This window comes from Streptomyces sp. NPDC025784 (assembly GCF_055558435.1).
Genome location: NZ_JBVHMN010000005.1, coordinates 195,763 through 211,047 on the forward strand (window position 1 = coordinate 195,763; position 15,285 = coordinate 211,047).

The 15,285-nt window shown below is 71.4% G+C and carries 15 protein-coding genes; 7 read left to right on the top strand and 8 right to left on the bottom strand.

Going from position 1 to position 15,285, the window contains the following annotated elements; genetic code table 11:
• Positions 1-8: 8 nt before the first annotated feature.
• Genes ACZ4IF_RS14355 through menC form a run of 3 tightly spaced genes read left to right on the top strand, consistent with a single transcriptional unit; the run spans position 9 to position 3,714 of the window.
• Entirely contained in the window at positions 9-1,664 is a 1,656-nt protein-coding gene (locus tag ACZ4IF_RS14355) for a PucR family transcriptional regulator (RefSeq protein ID WP_467562653.1), read from the top strand.
• Between the two features lie 47 nt (positions 1,665-1,711).
• Positions 1,712-2,599: a GNAT family N-acetyltransferase gene (locus ACZ4IF_RS14360; protein WP_467562655.1), complete on the top strand. Its 888-nt coding sequence runs from the start codon at positions 1,712-1,714 to the stop codon at positions 2,597-2,599.
• Positions 2,596-3,714 (top strand): o-succinylbenzoate synthase, encoded by a 1,119-nt coding sequence (menC, locus tag ACZ4IF_RS14365; RefSeq protein WP_467562657.1) that lies wholly within the window; start codon positions 2,596-2,598, stop codon positions 3,712-3,714. The genes ACZ4IF_RS14360 and menC overlap by 4 nt, the downstream gene beginning before the upstream one ends.
• A gap of 119 nt (positions 3,715-3,833) precedes the next feature.
• Here the strand turns inward: menC and ACZ4IF_RS14370 are convergent, their stop codons facing one another.
• Positions 3,834-4,787: a serine hydrolase gene (locus ACZ4IF_RS14370; protein ID WP_467562659.1), complete on the bottom strand. Its 954-nt coding sequence runs from the start codon at positions 4,785-4,787 to the stop codon at positions 3,834-3,836.
• A gap of 334 nt (positions 4,788-5,121) precedes the next feature.
• A complete protein-coding gene (locus tag ACZ4IF_RS14375; RefSeq protein ID WP_467562661.1) occupies positions 5,122-5,754 on the bottom strand; it encodes a S1 RNA-binding domain-containing protein in 633 nt (210 codons plus the stop codon).
• A 972-nt stretch (positions 5,755-6,726) separates the two neighbouring features.
• Here ACZ4IF_RS14375 and ACZ4IF_RS14380 point away from each other — a divergent pair.
• Genes ACZ4IF_RS14380 through ACZ4IF_RS14395 form a run of 4 tightly spaced genes read left to right on the top strand, consistent with a single transcriptional unit; the run spans position 6,727 to position 9,114 of the window.
• Positions 6,727-8,034, top strand: a complete 1,308-nt coding sequence (locus tag ACZ4IF_RS14380) for a YbfB/YjiJ family MFS transporter (protein ID WP_467562663.1) — start codon at positions 6,727-6,729, stop codon at positions 8,032-8,034.
• A 29-nt stretch (positions 8,035-8,063) separates the two neighbouring features.
• Positions 8,064-8,486, top strand: coding sequence for a universal stress protein (locus ACZ4IF_RS14385; protein ID WP_467562665.1), 423 nt, complete (start codon positions 8,064-8,066; stop codon positions 8,484-8,486).
• A gap of 1 nt (position 8,487) precedes the next feature.
• On the top strand, positions 8,488-8,907 hold the full coding sequence (locus ACZ4IF_RS14390) for an OsmC family protein (RefSeq protein ID WP_467562667.1): 420 nt from the start codon (positions 8,488-8,490) through the stop codon (positions 8,905-8,907).
• 57 nt (positions 8,908-8,964) lie between these two features.
• Positions 8,965-9,114, top strand: a complete 150-nt coding sequence (locus ACZ4IF_RS14395; RefSeq protein WP_467562669.1) for a hypothetical protein — start codon at positions 8,965-8,967, stop codon at positions 9,112-9,114.
• A 656-nt stretch (positions 9,115-9,770) separates the two neighbouring features.
• Here ACZ4IF_RS14395 and ACZ4IF_RS14400 read toward each other — a convergent pair.
• The 6 genes from ACZ4IF_RS14400 to ACZ4IF_RS14425 form a co-directional block, all read right to left on the bottom strand.
• Positions 9,771-10,208, bottom strand: a complete 438-nt coding sequence (locus ACZ4IF_RS14400; protein WP_467562671.1) for an STAS domain-containing protein — start codon at positions 10,206-10,208, stop codon at positions 9,771-9,773.
• A gap of 173 nt (positions 10,209-10,381) precedes the next feature.
• Positions 10,382-10,891 (bottom strand): sensor histidine kinase, encoded by a 510-nt coding sequence (locus tag ACZ4IF_RS14405; protein WP_467562673.1) that lies wholly within the window; start codon positions 10,889-10,891, stop codon positions 10,382-10,384.
• Positions 10,888-11,868: a sensor histidine kinase gene (locus ACZ4IF_RS14410; protein ID WP_467562675.1), complete on the bottom strand. Its 981-nt coding sequence runs from the start codon at positions 11,866-11,868 to the stop codon at positions 10,888-10,890. The genes ACZ4IF_RS14405 and ACZ4IF_RS14410 overlap by 4 nt, the downstream gene beginning before the upstream one ends.
• Positions 11,869-12,041: 173 nt before the next feature.
• Entirely contained in the window at positions 12,042-13,061 is a 1,020-nt protein-coding gene (locus ACZ4IF_RS14415; protein WP_467562677.1) for a GlxA family transcriptional regulator, read from the bottom strand.
• Between the two features lie 77 nt (positions 13,062-13,138).
• Positions 13,139-13,810 (bottom strand): response regulator transcription factor, encoded by a 672-nt coding sequence (locus ACZ4IF_RS14420; protein ID WP_359502768.1) that lies wholly within the window; start codon positions 13,808-13,810, stop codon positions 13,139-13,141.
• A complete protein-coding gene (locus ACZ4IF_RS14425) occupies positions 13,807-15,075 on the bottom strand; it encodes a sensor histidine kinase (protein ID WP_467562679.1) in 1,269 nt (422 codons plus the stop codon). Before ACZ4IF_RS14425 ends, ACZ4IF_RS14420 begins: the two co-directional genes overlap by 4 nt.
• Between the last annotated feature and the right edge of the window lie 210 nt (positions 15,076-15,285).

The window sequence follows — 15,285 nt, forward strand, 5'->3', positions numbered from 1 at the left end:
GACGGAACGTGACGACCCCTTACGCACATCCCTCCCTTGCGCGGATAGTCGACCTGCTCGGGACATCCGCCGCCCGCCTGCTCGCCGCGCCGGCGGGATGCGACAACCCGGTGACCGGGCACAGCATCCTGGACGTCACCGAGGAGGAGGGTGCGGCCCACCAAGGGACGATCCTGCTGGCCGTCGGTATGCGTCCCGACGCCGCGGCCCTCCTCGACGCCCTGCCCGCGCTCGGCCGGGCAGGCGCCGCGGCGATAGCTCTCAAGACCCGCGGGGCGGACACCGGCCCGCTGGTGGATGCCGCCGACGCCGCCGGGGTCGCGGTGCTCGCCGTCGCCGACGTCATTCCCTGGCGGCATGTCGACGCGCTGCTCGCCGCCGCCGCGGGCAACTCCGGGCAGGACGCGCCGGGTTTTCCCTCGGCCGCCGCGGTAGGCGACCTGTTCGCCCTGGCCAACGCCGTGGCGGCGACGGTGGGCGGCGCCATCACCGTCGAGGACCCCCAGCAGCGGGTCCTCGCCTACTCCAACCTCCCCGGTCAGCCGATCGACGACGCGCGCCGTGACACGATCCTCGGACGCCAGGTACCTCTGGACGACCACTACATGCGGATCTACCGGCGGCTGTGGCGCGCGCCCGGCGCCATCCGGATCGGCGACGCCTCGCCGCTGGCCCGTCTCGCGGTGGCGGTCCGGGCGGGTTCCGAACTCCTCGGCTCCATCTGGGCGGTGGAGTCGGGCACCCCGTTCCCTCCCGAGGCCGAGCAGGCACTCACCGAAGCCGCCGGGGTGGCCGCGCTCCACCTGCTCAGGCTGCGCCGTGCCACGGAGCTGGAGCGCCGGGCCCGCGGCGAACTCCTTCGCTCCCTGCTCGCCGGCAGGACCCCCTCCGCGGCCAGGTTCGGCATCGACTCCGGCCGGATGACCGTTCTCGCCCTCGAACTGCCCTCCTCGTCCGGCACGCCGGCCGACGTCCTGGGGCTGCAGGTCGTGGACCTGGTGACCGCCTGCGCCGAGACGTTGACCTCCTCCGCCTCCTGTGTGGTCGAGGGACAGGTCGTCTACGCCCTGCTCCCCCTTCCGGAGGAGGTGCCGCAGGCACGGGTGGCGTCCCTGGCCGAGACCGTCATCACCCGCTCCGAGGAGTCGCTGCACACCCGGCTGCGGGCCGGCATCGGATCCGCGGTGGCAGACTTCGCGGACGTGCCGCGCTCGCGCCAGGAGGCCGACCGGGTCCTGGCGGTGCTCGCCGCCGAACCACATCGCGCCCACGTCGCTTCCATCGAGGACGTACGCTGCCAGGCGATCCTGCTGGAACTCGAAGAGACCATCGCCGACAACCCGCGGATCCGACTCGCCTCCGTCACCGCCATGCTGAACCACGACGCCGAGAGGGGGACCCGGTACGCCGAGACTCTCCTGGCGTACCTCGACGCCTTCGGTGACACCACCGTCGCGGCGGACCGCCTGCACATCCACCAGAACACCTTCCGGTACCGCATCCGCCGAGTCGGGGAGCTGTTCGGCGTGGACCTGGGGGACGCTGACGAACGCCTGGTGCTCTGGCTGCAGTTGCGGCTGACGGCCGCCGAGGGAAGAACAGCGCCGACCGTAGCCGGACGCCTCAACGTCGTCGGCCCCCACCAAGTCCCCGGCCGGGATTGATCTGCTGCGACGAAGCACTTGCCCGAGGATGCAAACAGAGTGAAGGGGTGGCTACTTCACCCTCGGCCGCCCTCACGGGCGCCGCACCCGACGCGCCGGACCGGGCGGCGGCCGCCGCGACGGCCGCCCAGGCCCGTGCCCGAGTAGTGGTGCGCGAACTCACCGACATCCCTGCGCTGAGAAGCGCGGCCCTCCTGTTCGCGGACATCTGGAACACCGACCGGCCGCCGATCAACACCGACGTCCTGCGGGCGCTCGCCCACGCCGGCAACTACGTGGTGGGCGCCTTCGACGGCGACGAACTTCTCGGCGCCTCCGTCGCCTTCCTCGGTCTGCGCGACCGGCCGACCCTGCACTCCCACATCAGCGGCGTCCACACCGGCGCCCAGGGCCGCAGCATCGGCTACGCGCTCAAACTCCACCAGCGTGCCTGGGCGACCCGCCGTGGGATCGAGAGCGTGACCTGGACCTTCGACCCGCTGATACGGCGCAACGCCTATTTCAACCTCGTCAAACTCGGCGCCCGGGCGACCGAGTACCTGACGGACTTCTACGGCGACATGACCGACGGAATCAACGCAGGCCAGCAGAGCGACCGGCTCCACCTCACCTGGCCCCTGCTCGACCCCCACGTCATCGATCTGCTCGACGGCATGCCGAGCAGCCGCGCCGCGGAACCCGATGCCGCCCACGCCGCGCCGCGGCTGGTGCAGGGCCCGGCCGGCGCCCCCGAGCCGCACCCCACCGACGCCGAGGCCCAACTGTGCTGGATCCCCCCGGACATCGAGGCCGTGCGCCGCGAGGACCCCGCCCGTGCCGCGCAGTGGCGGCTCGCGCTGCGCACCGCCCTCACCGGCGCCCTCGCCGAGGGCTACGAAATCCGGACCTGCACCCGGTCCGGGCACTATCTCCTGACTCGGAGGAACCCTTCGTGAAGATCACCGGATGCGAACTGCGACGCGTACGGCTGCCGCTCGTCGAGCCGTTCCGCACCTCGTTCGGTACCGCGCACGCCCGCGAGTTGCTGCTGCTGCGCATGGTCACCCCCGACGCGGAGGGCTGGGGCGAGTGCGTGGCGATGAGCGACCCGCTGTACTCGGCCGAGTACAGCGACGGTGCCGAGCACGTCGTCAAGCACTTCCTCCTGCCCAGACTCGCCGCCGTTCCCGAGGTGTCGGCCGCCCATGTCGCCCCGTTGCTCGCACCGGTCAAGGACCATCGCATGGCGAAGGCGGCCGTGGAGATGGCCGTTCTCGACGCCGAACTGCGTGTCGCGGGCATGCCCTTCGCCCGCTACCTGGGCGCGGTGCACGACAAGGTACCGGCCGGCGTCTCGGTCGGAATCATGGACTCGACCGACCGGTTGCTCGACGCCGTGGCCCGCTACCTGGAAGCCGGGTACTTGCGCATCAAGCTGAAGATCCAGCCCGGCTGGGACGTGGAACCCGTCCGGGCCGTGCGGGAGCGCTTCGGCGACGAACTGCTCCTCCAAGTGGACGCCAACACCGCGTACACCGTCGCCGACGCACCCAGGCTCGCCCAACTTGACCCGTTCGGGCTGCTGTTGATCGAGCAGCCGCTCGCCGAGGACGACGTGCGCGGCCACGCCGAACTGGCCAGGCGCATCCGCACACCCGTCTGCCTGGACGAGTCGATCACCTCGGCGCGCGCCGCGGCCGACGCGCTGGCCATCGGGGCCTGCTCCATCGTCAACATCAAGCCCGGTCGTGTCGGCGGCTACCTGGAGGCCCGGCGCATCCACGACGTCTGCGCCGCCATGGGCGTCCCGGTGTGGTGCGGCGGCATGCTCGAGACAGGCATCGGCAGGGCCGCCAACGTGGCGCTCGCCGCGCTTCCCGGCTTCGTCCTGCCGGGCGACACGTCTGCATCGGCGCGTTACTACGCCCAGGACATCACCGCGCCCTTCGTCCTGTCCGACGGGCACCTGCGGGTGCCTGACGCACCCGGTCTCGGTGTCGAGGTCCAGCCCGACGTGCTGGAGGAGGTCACGGTCTCGCGCGAGTACGTGAACCTGGAGTCCGTGCGTTAGGCCCCGGGATGCGGGCCCGAACGCCGTCGGCAGCCGGATCCCGGGGATCCGGCTGCCGACGGTGTTCGCCACGGGTCGGTGCGCGACCGCACCCGGGCGTCGAGCGACGCCCGGGGAGATCAGTCGGTCGGCTGCGCCGCCCGGATGCAGTCGACGGCGGCGCGGGCCACGGTGCCGATGACGGCGTCGGCCGGAGGGTTCGCGTAGGCCAGCGCATCGGGGCATGTGAAGACGGCGACGGCGTACCGGCCGCCGTCCGGGTACTCCACCACGCCGACCTCGTTGCGGACGAAGGGCAGGGTCCCGGTCTTTCCCGCGACGGCCACCTTGTCGTCCGGGAAACCGCTGCGCAGCCGGTGCGGCCAGACCTGCAGTCCGAGGGTGCGGCGCATCGCCGCACAGGCCTCGGGCGACGCCGCGCGGTCCCGCCAGATCATCGAGAGGAGGGTGGTGATCGAGCGGGGTGTCCCGCGGGTGGCGGTCGGGACGTGCAGCACGCGGGAGGCTCGCAGCCGCGCGACCTCCGTATCACTCAGGTCGAGCACGTCGGCGCCGCCGAGTTCTTCGTCGATCGCGTCGTAGACGTCCCGGCACGTTCCTTCCAGCCGGACCTCCTTCAGTCCCAGGCCGCTCATCCTGGCGTTGACGGCGTCGAGGCCGAGCAGGTCGCACAGGACGTCCGTCGCCGCGTTGTCGCTCACGCTGATCATCCAGTAGGCCAGGTCACGCAGGGAGAGGTCGACCGGGTCGAGCATGACCGACAACCCGGTCGGTCCGGGCGACCGGCCGGTGGCCCGGACATGCACGCGACTGCTCAGATCGACCGTGCCCTCGTCGGACCGGGCGTACAGCTCGACCAGCACCGGGATCTTGCAGACACTGGCCAGCGCCACCGGGTCGTCCGCCCCGTACTCGAACTGCACGCCGCTGTCGATGTCGACGGCGTGGACGACGCCGCCGGATCCGGCCGCCGCGAACGCTGCGGCAACGGTGCGCCGCACCTGCTCGGGTTCGGCTTGTGTCCTGTCGCCTCCGCCGGGCGGGCTGCCGACCTTCGACCCGCTCTCCTCCATGACCGTGACCCCTTCCAGAATGTCGAATTCGCTCCGAGGCACCCCACCCATGTCATCCGTACCGGAAACGAGCAGAAGGAGGGCGCGGAAGCAGCATGGGCACCGAGGGAGGGCCGCGTCTTCGTCGGCGGCGACAAGGTCGGCGGTCGCGATGCGGTGGGTCGGCCCATGGCGCATGTGGCGTCCGCAGGGACAGGTGGGGAGTGAAGGTGTCGATCCGGCTTTGTGCGCGGGCAACGCCGGCACCGCGCAGGTTCGTCGGGTCAAGGTCTGGCCCTGCTCCAGGAAACGGAGCGCGCATGTCGCGGAGCCTTGGGACGGTGATGTGCGGGTGTCACCGAGAGTCGGGCGACACCTGCCGCCGGGAAAGGGCCAGCCTGCGCCGCTTTCGGTCGACCTCCGTGACCACGACCGTCACCTCGTCGCCGACCTCGACGACATCCTGTGGACTTGCCACCGGCGTCCAGGCGAGCTCCTCAAGATGGACCAGCCCCTCGATGCCCTCGGCGACCCGGACGAAGACGCCGAACGGGACCAGCTTGGTGACCTGTCCCCGCACGGATTGACCAACCGTCAATGCCTGCCACGGATCGGGCTGTGTCCCTTTCAGGGACAGTCTGGCCTCGCCGTTCCATGTGTCGAACTGGAGGAACTCGCACGAGACGCGCTGCCCGACCTGAACGACGTCCGAGACCGCTTCGATGTGGCGCCAGGACAGTTCAGGAATCGTGATGAACCCGACGCCGGGGAAGACCGGATGCTCGGGGCCGTCGTCCAGCGCCACGAACACACCGAACCGCTCGACGGCCGTGACCGTGCCGGAAAGAATCTCGCCGCGCTGACGTGCTTTCAGAAAAGCCCACAGTTCCGGGTTCTCGGCGGCGGTCATCGCCAGCCGGACATGGCCCTCGTCCAGATCAAGGGCGATCACCTCGGCGCTGATCCGCTGACCTACCTTCACGGCCACCGACTGATTCCAACTCCACGAGACGTCCAAAGGCCAGACGACCCCCAGCGGGCGTGCCGAGTATCCGTCCAGGGTGACCGTCACCCCCTGAGACCGCGTCACCTCTGCGACGGTCCCGCTGCAGAGATCGCCGATGCGGATTCCCGCCAAGAACTCCCGACAACCCGGATCATCCGATGCCGCCCCCATGCCGTCCAGCCTCTCATGAAGAATTGTGCGCCGGCTCGGCGATGGTGTTGTCGTCAGGGTGCCACCGGGTGCCCGTCGCACCGGTTCGCCGCAAACCGCGACGGGTCATGCGCCCGCCGTGAACCAGTACGAAGACGGCCGGGGCTGCCGATCGTCCGCTCCCTCGCCCGATTCACCGCGTTCAGTCGGAGCCGCGCGCCAGAGCTCAGCCGACGAGAGCGCGCAGGCGCAGGATGACGCCGGTGGGGCCGGCCACGGCCGCCCGTGCAAGCCGTGTGCAAGGACTCCTCGGAACCTGCTCGACGGGTCTTCCGACCGGGCCGTCAAGGAAACCTCATGAGCGGCCCGGCCCGGTCGGAACACCCGTACCCGGCCTGCCTCCGGGGCCCCGTGAGCACGAGCGATGCGCGCCGCCGTCCTCGACCCGAGTGGACTGCACGTGGCCGTGGGGCCGTCCGACGGCACCGCTCGTCTGAGCGGGGATCTTCGCCCTGCTGCGGTCCCGGGTGCGGACGGCACCTCCGCCGACCTGCCCGCTGTGCGAGCGGCGCTCCTGTCGGGTCCCGGTCCGCCCGACGGCGGCGCAGTCGTCGCCGCGTCCCCGCGCCGACCCCCGGAGCCGACCCCCGGAGCCGATGGCCGGAGCCGAGGGCTCCATGGCCCGTCGACCAGCCATCGGTGCCCACGACAGGGCGGTTCGTACTGATCGTGCGCGCCGGGAACCGATTCCGGTCCGGGTGCGAACGGTCCACACGTCCGAACGTCCGAGAAAGGCCTACTGCGATGTCCGACTCGACTTCTCTGAATCTCCGGGAGCCCGCGACGGCCTCCGCCTCCACTCCGGCGGCGAAGTCTCGGCCGGAGTTCCTGATCGCGCTGGGCCTGGCCGCCGGTCCTGTGGTCGCGCTGGGCTTCACCCGGTTCGCGTACGCGCTCCTGCTGCCCGCCATGCGCGAGAAGCTGCACTGGAGCTACGCCTCCGCGGGCGGCATGAACACCGCCAACGCCCTGGGCTACATCATCGGCGCCGCCACCGCGGCGTGGTGGTCCCGTCGCTTCGGCGCTCGGGCCGTGTTCCTGTGGTCCATGGTGATCAGCGCCCTGGCCCTGCTGGCCTCGGCGTCCACCGGGGACCTCGCCGGACTGGCCGTCCTGCGGTTCGTCGGGGGCCTGAGCACAGCGATCACCTTCGTGGTCGGCTCGGCGCTCGCCTCCCGCGTCCACAGCGGTGGCCACCAGTCCCACTCCGCGGCACTGGTGGGCGTGTACATGACGGGCGTGGGCATCGGTGTGGTCCTCTCCGGTGTCGTGGTGCCCGCGGCTCTCACGGCCTGGGGCGTCTCCGGCTGGCAGGCAGGATGGCTGCTGATGGGCGTACTCGCGCTCGCGGCCGTCGGCCCCGCCGTCTGGGCCTCACGCCACGTGCCCGAGGCGACCGGCGCGGCGGCCGCTCAGCGCGGCAGGGCCGGCCTGAAGCTGCTCGCACCGACCTTCGCCTGGTACGTCCTGTTCGGCGCCGGCTACGTCTCGTACATGACCTTCGTCATCGCCCTGCTGCACGGCCAGGGCATGAAGACCTGGGGTACGGCGATGTTCTTCATCGTGCTGGGGGCCGCTTCCGCGGTCGCGACCCTGCTGGTGTGGGGCCGGCTCATCGGCCGGCTGCGCGGCGGCACGGCACCGGCGCTGGTGTCCGTCGTCGTCCTGGTCGGTGTGCTGCCGGTGCTGCTGTGGCACGGCACGGTCGCCGCGATCGTCTCGGCGGTCGTCTTCGGCGGCTCGTTCATGGCCGGACCCACCGCCGTCACGGTGCTCGCCCGCCGGATGCTGCCCCAGCACGCCTGGACCTCCGGCATCGCACTGCTGACCGTCGCCTTCAGCGTCGGCCAGGCGGTCGGCCCGCTGATCTCCGGCCTGCTGTCGGACTCCTCCGGCGGCATCGCCAAGGGCCTGTGGCTCTCCGTCGTCCTGCTGGCCGTCTCCGCCGCCGTCGCCCTCGCCCAGCGCGAGCGCGGTGGCGCCGAGCACCGGCACCAGGACGCCCCGACCCTCGTTCCCGTTCCCGTCGGCCGGTCCGCCGCAGAGCGCTGACCGGTCCACAGATCCAAGGAGTCACCGCCATGTTCCACCGCATCCTCGTCGCCGTGGACGGCACCGCTGCGTGCCACGGTGCCGTCGAGACCACCGCCGAACTCGCTTCGCTGACCGGCGCGACCGTACGGGTCCTGCACATCGACACCTCCGACGTGGTCTACGACACCGTGGTCGAGCTGGAGGACGACCCGACCGCGCACCGGACCCTGCAGGACGCCGTTTCGACCCTGCAGCAGGCGGGTGTCGAGGCGGACGGCGAACTGCTCGACGGGCTGGTGTCCGACGTGGCACCCGCCATCGAGGAGGCCGCGCAGCGCTTCGAGGCCGACCTGATCGTCGTCAGTCCGCACCACCGTGGCCGCCTCGCGTCCTGGTTCGCGCCGAGCGTCAGCGACGCCATAGCCCACTCCAGTGGGACGGCCGTACTCCTCGCTCCTGGAAGGAACTGAGATGCCCGCCCGCCATGTGCTGGTCACCGAGCGGGCGGGCATGGCCCGCTCGGTCGCCGTCGGCCCGCACCGGATCGCCGCGGACGAGCCGGTGCCGGTCGGCGGCGACGCCGGTCCGAACCCCTTCGAGTTCGTCCTCGCCGGCCTGGGGACGTGCACCTCGATGACGCTGCGGATGTACGCGGACCGTCATGGGTGGCCGCTGCGCGACGTCCGGGTACGGCTGCGGTTCGACGATCCGGCCGTAGTGCGGGAGATCTTCCTGGAGGGGGACCTCGACGACGAGCAGCGACGCAGGCTCATGTCCGTGGCAGAGCGCTGTCCCGTCCACCGGATGCTCAGCGCGGCGCTGCCGATCACCACCGTGGCCGCCGAGATCGGCGGGCAGACCCCCGAAGCAGCGGACACCGTGCAGAAGTAGCAGAAGTAGTGGCAGGCGGCCCGGTGTTCCGAGGGGCCGCCCGGCCGCACCCCCTGAATGGCCGACGCCACGATGCGCCAGATCGTCCTCGTCCGGCACGCGGAGACCCGCGAGGAACCGGTCTCGGCGTCACTGCACCGGGCAGGACGACCCGCCCTGAAGCCCGCGGGCGGGAGCGAGGCCACCCGAGGCCACCGCACGGGCTGACCATCGTGCTCGCCTGAGCTCGTTGCCTGCTCACGGGAAGCAACGACCTGGTGCTGTGGTGCTGGTGACCCACGGCAACCTCATCGAATCCTGACTGACGCCCCGTGACTCGGCTCGCCCGCCGCCGCGGGCACACACCTGGCTCCGCGCACCGTCAGAGGCCGTCATCGGCACCGGCCGTGCCCGAGTCGCTCTGCCCGCTCCTGTTCCGCTCCCAGCGCGTCGCCGCGCCGACGAGTGCCGACGGCGTGGGTGAACGCCCCGGGGAATTCGGCGAGTTGCACCCGTCAGCCGGATCTCCTCGACGTAGAGGCCCACGAGGTCGGCGTACAGAAGCGACTCGCCGAAGGCGTACCCGGTCTGTTCCAGGCGACCGCAGGGGGCGAGTACGGCCGCGTGGGGATGCCGCAGAGGTTGAACGTGCCCTCGCTGCCGCGCACTCCGTCGACGTACGAAGGGGCATCAGGAAGGCTTCCGTCTCCTCGACGACACCCAGGGCGAGCAGCGCTCCCGACGGTGTCCCGGAACCGGCCGTAGTAGTAGTCCCGGTCGCCCTCGCCCCCGATCCGCTCGGGCAGGACCGTGGTGGCCGCTGCCACCGTGGCGCCGGTTGGCGCGTAGGCCGGGAGCTTGAGGGCCGTCGCCGAGCGGTCGCGCTAGTCCGCGCGGTGCGGGCGGGCATCCGCGTCGCCGAGCAGCCGGTCTGCCAGCCCGGTGAGGGTGACGACGCGGCGTACCGCGACACTCGCCGGTGCCACGCGGAAATCCCGTCCCTGCCGGTGGCAGAGCGCTTGCGCGTCCGCCAGCGGGCGGACTCCTGCCGCGTCGATGAAGGCAAGCCCGGCCGCGTCCACCGTGATGCATCCGGGCTGCCCGACGCACAGTGCCAGCACGGACGTCAGGGCGGGAGCCCCGGCGATGTCGAGCTCTCCCTCGAGCCGGACGAGGGCACCGCTGCTGCCGCTCGACAGGGTGATCCGCAAATGGTCCGGGATCTGGACCGGGACCGGCGACGACTTTCCGTGCACCGGGTGTGAGGGGTGCGGAAAGGCCGGGAGCGGGCCGGGGAAAGCGTCGATCGCGGTGGGACTCACGGATTTCCTCTGGGTAGTTCGGCATGGTCGGCGGCGCTCTCGGGTGTGACCGCTCACCCTTCCCAGCCTCCGTGCTCTCCGACCGCCAGGCATCGGCCGCTCCGCTGATTCGTCCGTTCACTCGCGAGGATGAGGCCCGTTCAGCGCCTCCGCCGCAGTGTCCTGCCGCACCGTCATCCCATGACGACGCGTTCCGTCAGGGGAAGCCCCGCGCGCACGACGAAGCCTCCTTCGGGACGTGGGCCGACCTGCAGGGTGCCGCCCACTGCGGCGACGCGCTCGCGCATCCCCGCCAGGCCGTGCCTCCCGCCGACCGGCAGTACGGTCGTCTCGCCACCGACGGGTCGCCCGTCGTCGCGCACGGTCACCGTCAGCTCCTCGTCCCCCCAGCAGAGGGCAACGGCCACGCGGGTGAACCCTGCGTGCTTGAGGCTGTTGGTCAAAGCCTCCTGCACTATCCGGTAGGCGGTGAGCCCGGTTCCCGCCGACACCGGACGGGGTGTGCCGGCCGAAGTCCACTCCACGCGCAGTCCGGCCGCACGCACGGCGCCCAGCAGACAGGGAATGTCCGCGATCCCGGGTTCCGGTGTCTCCTCCGGTCCGGGACTCTCCTCGGCACGAAGAACATCCAGAGGATGAGGCCCGTTCAGCGCCTCCGCCGCAGTGTCCTGCCGCACCGTCATCCCATGACGACGCGTTCCGTCAGGGGAAGCCCCGCGCGCACGACGAAGCCTCCTTCGGGACGTGGGCCGACCTGCAGGGTGCCGCCCACTGCGGCGACGCGCTCGCGCATCCCCGCCAGGCCGTGCCTCCCGCCGACCGGCAGTACGGTCGTCTCGCCACCGACGGGTCGCCCGTCGTCGCGCACGGTCACCGTCAGCTCCTCGTCCCCCCAGCAGAGGGCAACGGCCACGCGGGTGAACCCTGCGTGCTTGAGGCTGTTGGTCAAAGCCTCCTGCACTATCCGGTAGGCGGTGAGCCCGGTTCCCGCCGACACCGGACGGGGTGTGCCGGCCGAAGTCCACTCCACGCGCAGTCCGGCCGCACGCACGGCGCCCAGCAGACAGGGAATGTCCGCGATCCCGGGTTCCGGTGTCTCCTCCGGTCCGGGACTCTCCTCGGCACGAAGAACATCCAGCAGACGGCGAAGTTCGACGACGGTGGACCGGCCTGTCTCCTCGATGGTTTCGTGCAGAGCGCGGATCTTGCCCGAGTCGCGCTCCCGGACGCGCCGCGCGGCCGCGGCCTGGATCACGATGAGGCTGACGTTGTGGGCGACGATGTCGTGCAGCTCTCGGGCGATCCGGGCGCGCTCCTGCGTGACGGCCGTGCGCGTCCTCGCCCGATGCTCCCGTTCGGCGGCGGCGTACGCGAGCGTCCCCGCCGTCGTGGCCCGGCGCACCCGCAGGGGACATCCCGTGGCCCATCCGATCGCCGCCGCACCCAAAGCCGTGACGATGAGGCCCAGAGACGTGGTGGCGCCTCCGAACGGTCGAGACAGCAGGAGCACGGCGGCAGCGCCCGCCAGGGACAGGGCGAGCAGTGCGGCGACCGTGGGAGGGAGCACGCGCCACCCTGCGAACGCGGGTCGGCCACCGGTCTGGTCCGTCACAGCGTCAGTCTTGGAGTCGGCCGTGGAGTCCGCCATGGAGTCGGTCATGGTGACAGTTCCTTCCCGCGCCGAAGCTTGTCCCGGTCGAATTCCGGGCAACGTGTCACACCGCTCGGCGCTGTTCGGGAAAGGCCTCGGCGGACCCCGCACATTTCCGGACGGAGACGTCTCTACCGGATCCGAGGCAACCACGGCCGGATACGCGTGGCGGGCGCCGACCGTCAGCCTCCGGCCCCGGTCACGCGCTCCACGGTGTGGGCGCTGCGTGTGGTGCGGAACCGCGCACGGTAGGCGCCAGGGGTGACGCCGAGCCCGCGCTGGAATGCGCGGCGCAAGGTCTCCTCGGAACCGAAGCCGGAGCGCCGGGCGACGACGTCCAGAGGGTCGCTGCCGGACTCGAGCAGCGCCTGGGCCGCCTCGATCCTGATCTGCTCCACGAAGTGAGTGGCGGTCGTGCCGAGTTCACTACGGAAGAGGCGGGTGAGCTGGCGCACGCTCACTCCCGTCCGACGGGCCAGGGCGTCCAGGCTGTGGTCGCCGGCCGGGTCGGCGGCGACCGCGTCCAGAGCCGCCCGCAGCGTCTCGTGCCGGGGCTGCCGCGCCGCTTGGCGGACGCTGAACTGCGACTGCCCTCCGGGGCGCGCCATGAAGACGACCAGATACTTCGCCGCCGCGCGTGCCACCACGGGCCCGAAGTCCTCCTCGACGAGGGAGAGGGTGAGATCGATGCCGGAGGTGACGCCTGCGGACGTGATGGTCTTGCCGTCCCGGACGAAGATCGAATCGCGATCGACGTCGATCGCGGGGAAGCGTTCCGCGAGGTCCGACGCGAGGCACCAGTGCGTGGCCGCCCGGCGTCCGTCGAGCGCTCCGGTGGCGGCGAGCGGGAACGCGCCGGCGCACACCGAAGCGACCCTGCGGGAGGGCTGCAGCAGACGGCCGATCCCGGCGATGAGCTCACGATCGGCCACGGCCGCCCGCCAATCGAACCGCCCCGGGACGATCAGCGTGCCGATCCGGCCGGAGACCTCTTCGAGGGCCGTGTCCGCGACGAGCCTGGCCCCGGCCGTGGTGTGCACGTCCCTGCCGCGGCAGGAGGCGGTGAGCAGCCGGTAGTCGGCGCCGTGATCGTTGGCCGAGGCGTACACCTCCAGGGGGCCGGTGACGTCCAGCAGCTGGACCCCGTCGAAGAGCACCATCACCACCGGGTGCGGACGACGCCGTCCCGTCCGACCTTCCATGACCACAGCCTCCGCCCGCTGACTCCTCGGGGCAAGGCGGGCACGACTGCCGTGGCCGGGCGTGCCGTCGCCGGCCGTCAGGAACCAGCCGCCGGGCGTGCCAGGCCGGTGTCGTAGGCGAGGATCACCGCCTGTACCCGGTCGCGCAGTTGGTACTTGTCGAGGATGTGCGCGACATGCGTTTTCACGGTGGCCTCGCTGACGTGCAGTTCCCGGGCGACCTCGGCGTTCGACAATCCCCTGCTGAGTGCGCGCAGCACGTCCAGTTCCCGGGCGGTCAGCGCGTCGAGGGTGGGCGGAACGGCGGGCGGGGACTGGTCGGCGAGCCGCGAGAAACGGTCGAGCAGTCTGCGGGTGACCCGCGGGGAGATCACCGCGTCGCCCCGGGCGACCGTACGGATCGCCTCCACCAGGGAATCGGCGGGACCGTCCTTGACGAGGAAGCCGCTCGCACCCGCCCGCAGAGCGTCGTGAACGTGTTCGTCGAGGTCGAACGTGGTGAGGATGATGACGCGGCTGGCCGAACCCGATTCGACGATGAGCTCGGTCGCCTCGACACCGTCCAGACGCGGCATGCGGATGTCCATCAGTACGACGTCGGGCTGAAGCGCGCGAGTGTCCTCGACACCGGCCTGTCCGTCCCCTGCCTCCCCTACGACGATCATGTCGGGTTCGGCTTCGATGATGAGCCGGAAGCCGGTCCGGATCATGGGCTGATCGTCGACGAGAAGCACGCGGATGGCGGTCATGGGGCCTGTTCTCCTTCAGTCGTGCCACAGTCGCCCTCGGCGGGCACCGGAACGGTGGCGTGAACGCAGAATCCACCGCCGGGGCGCGGTCCGATGTGCAAGGCGCCACCGACGGCGGCGATACGTTCCCGCATGCCCACCAGTCCGTGTCCGGCGCCTTTGACCGCCGCTCTGGGAGTCGGCAGGGTATTGCCCGGCTGCCGGCCCTCGTCGCACACGCGCACGGTCAGCGTCCGGTCCGGCCCCCAGTCCAGGCTGAGGCGCGCGTGGGTGTGCCCCGCATGCCGGAGTGTGTTGGTCAGCGCCTCCTGGGCGACACGGTAGACGGCGAGCTCGGAGCCGGCGGGCAACTGAGCCGGCTCACCCGTGGACACGAAGTCGATGTCGAGCCCGGCCGTGCGCACAGACTCCACCAGCCGGGGGATCTCCCGCAGCGTGGGCTGCGGAAGCTGCCGGCTCGGGGCGCCGTCCTCGTTCTCGTCCGCCCTCAGCACGTGCAGCAACTGGCGCAGCTCCCCCACGGCCGCCCGCCCCGTCTGTTCGATGATGTGGTGCAGCTCGTGGGTCTTGGCGGCGTCCCGGTCCTGCACCCGGTCCGCTGCGATGGTCTGCACGATCATGAGGCTGACGTTGTGGGCGACGATGTCGTGGAGTTCACGGGCGATACGACCACGCTCCTGAGCCACGGCGGCGCGGGCGTTCGCATGCTGTTCCCGCTCCAGGGCGGCGGCCTTCTGCACCGCGTCCTGGGCCAGCGCCTTCCGGGCCCCGGACAGCCGGCCGAGTGCCCAGGCCGCGACCAGCAAGATCGTCATGGTGGCGGCGTTGGCCGTGCGGAAGCCGGGCTCCATCAGCGCTTCGGCAACGGCTACGGCGGGGATCACGGCCGTGACGACGACCGTGGCGACGCGGTGCGAGGACCGAACGGCGGTCAGGAAGACGGCTGCGGCCGCGCCCAGGTAAGGAACCCCGATCGAGGTGCCCGTCGGCCCCACCAGCGGGGGAAAGTAGTAGCAGGCCTGAAGGGCCGCGACGGCCGCGACGACGCTCAGCAGCACGGGCAGCGGCCACTTGCGGTGCACGGCCAGCGGGAGCCCCGACAGCAGCGCCAGCAGCAGCAGTCGTGTGTCGGGGGCTGTCAGCGGCGGTCCGGCCGGGGGCCGCTCCGGGACGGCCAGTGCCCCGACCGAGACCAGCAGGGCCAGGACCTTGTCGACGACGGCCTGCGGCACTCGGCGCCGCGCCATCGAATCGAGATAGGTCATGTATGTCACCGTAGACGCGCTTCGTCCCCACGCCCTCTACCACGAGAGCGACCCCTGAGCGGCCTTCTCGTCCTTGTGGCTGTCATCCCGGATGAGGAGCTCCTCCGCTGTCGCGACGGCGCTGACCGGCGAGTCCTCGGCCCACCGGCCGATGCACGCGCGACGGCTCCTTCCATCGGCGGATCCGCTGTGTCGCCGCCTCGGCCGAGG

Coding starts and splice junctions, on each gene's coding strand:
- ACZ4IF_RS14370 (WP_467562659.1), bottom strand. CDS start 4,787: ATGGAGGAGAGCGGGTCGAAGGTCGGCAGCCCGCCCGGCGGAGGCGAC.
- ACZ4IF_RS14380 (WP_467562663.1), top strand. CDS start 6,727: ATGTCCGACTCGACTTCTCTGAATCTCCGGGAGCCCGCGACGGCCTCC.
- ACZ4IF_RS14385 (WP_467562665.1), top strand. CDS start 8,064: ATGTTCCACCGCATCCTCGTCGCCGTGGACGGCACCGCTGCGTGCCAC.
- ACZ4IF_RS14390 (WP_467562667.1), top strand. CDS start 8,488: ATGCCCGCCCGCCATGTGCTGGTCACCGAGCGGGCGGGCATGGCCCGC.
- ACZ4IF_RS14395 (WP_467562669.1), top strand. CDS start 8,965: ATGGCCGACGCCACGATGCGCCAGATCGTCCTCGTCCGGCACGCGGAG.
- ACZ4IF_RS14405 (WP_467562673.1), bottom strand. CDS start 10,891: ATGACGGTGCGGCAGGACACTGCGGCGGAGGCGCTGAACGGGCCTCAT.
- ACZ4IF_RS14410 (WP_467562675.1), bottom strand. CDS start 11,868: ATGACCGACTCCATGGCGGACTCCACGGCCGACTCCAAGACTGACGCT.
- ACZ4IF_RS14415 (WP_467562677.1), bottom strand. CDS start 13,061: ATGGAAGGTCGGACGGGACGGCGTCGTCCGCACCCGGTGGTGATGGTG.
- ACZ4IF_RS14420 (WP_359502768.1), bottom strand. CDS start 13,810: ATGACCGCCATCCGCGTGCTTCTCGTCGACGATCAGCCCATGATCCGG.
- ACZ4IF_RS14425 (WP_467562679.1), bottom strand. CDS start 15,075: ATGACCTATCTCGATTCGATGGCGCGGCGCCGAGTGCCGCAGGCCGTC.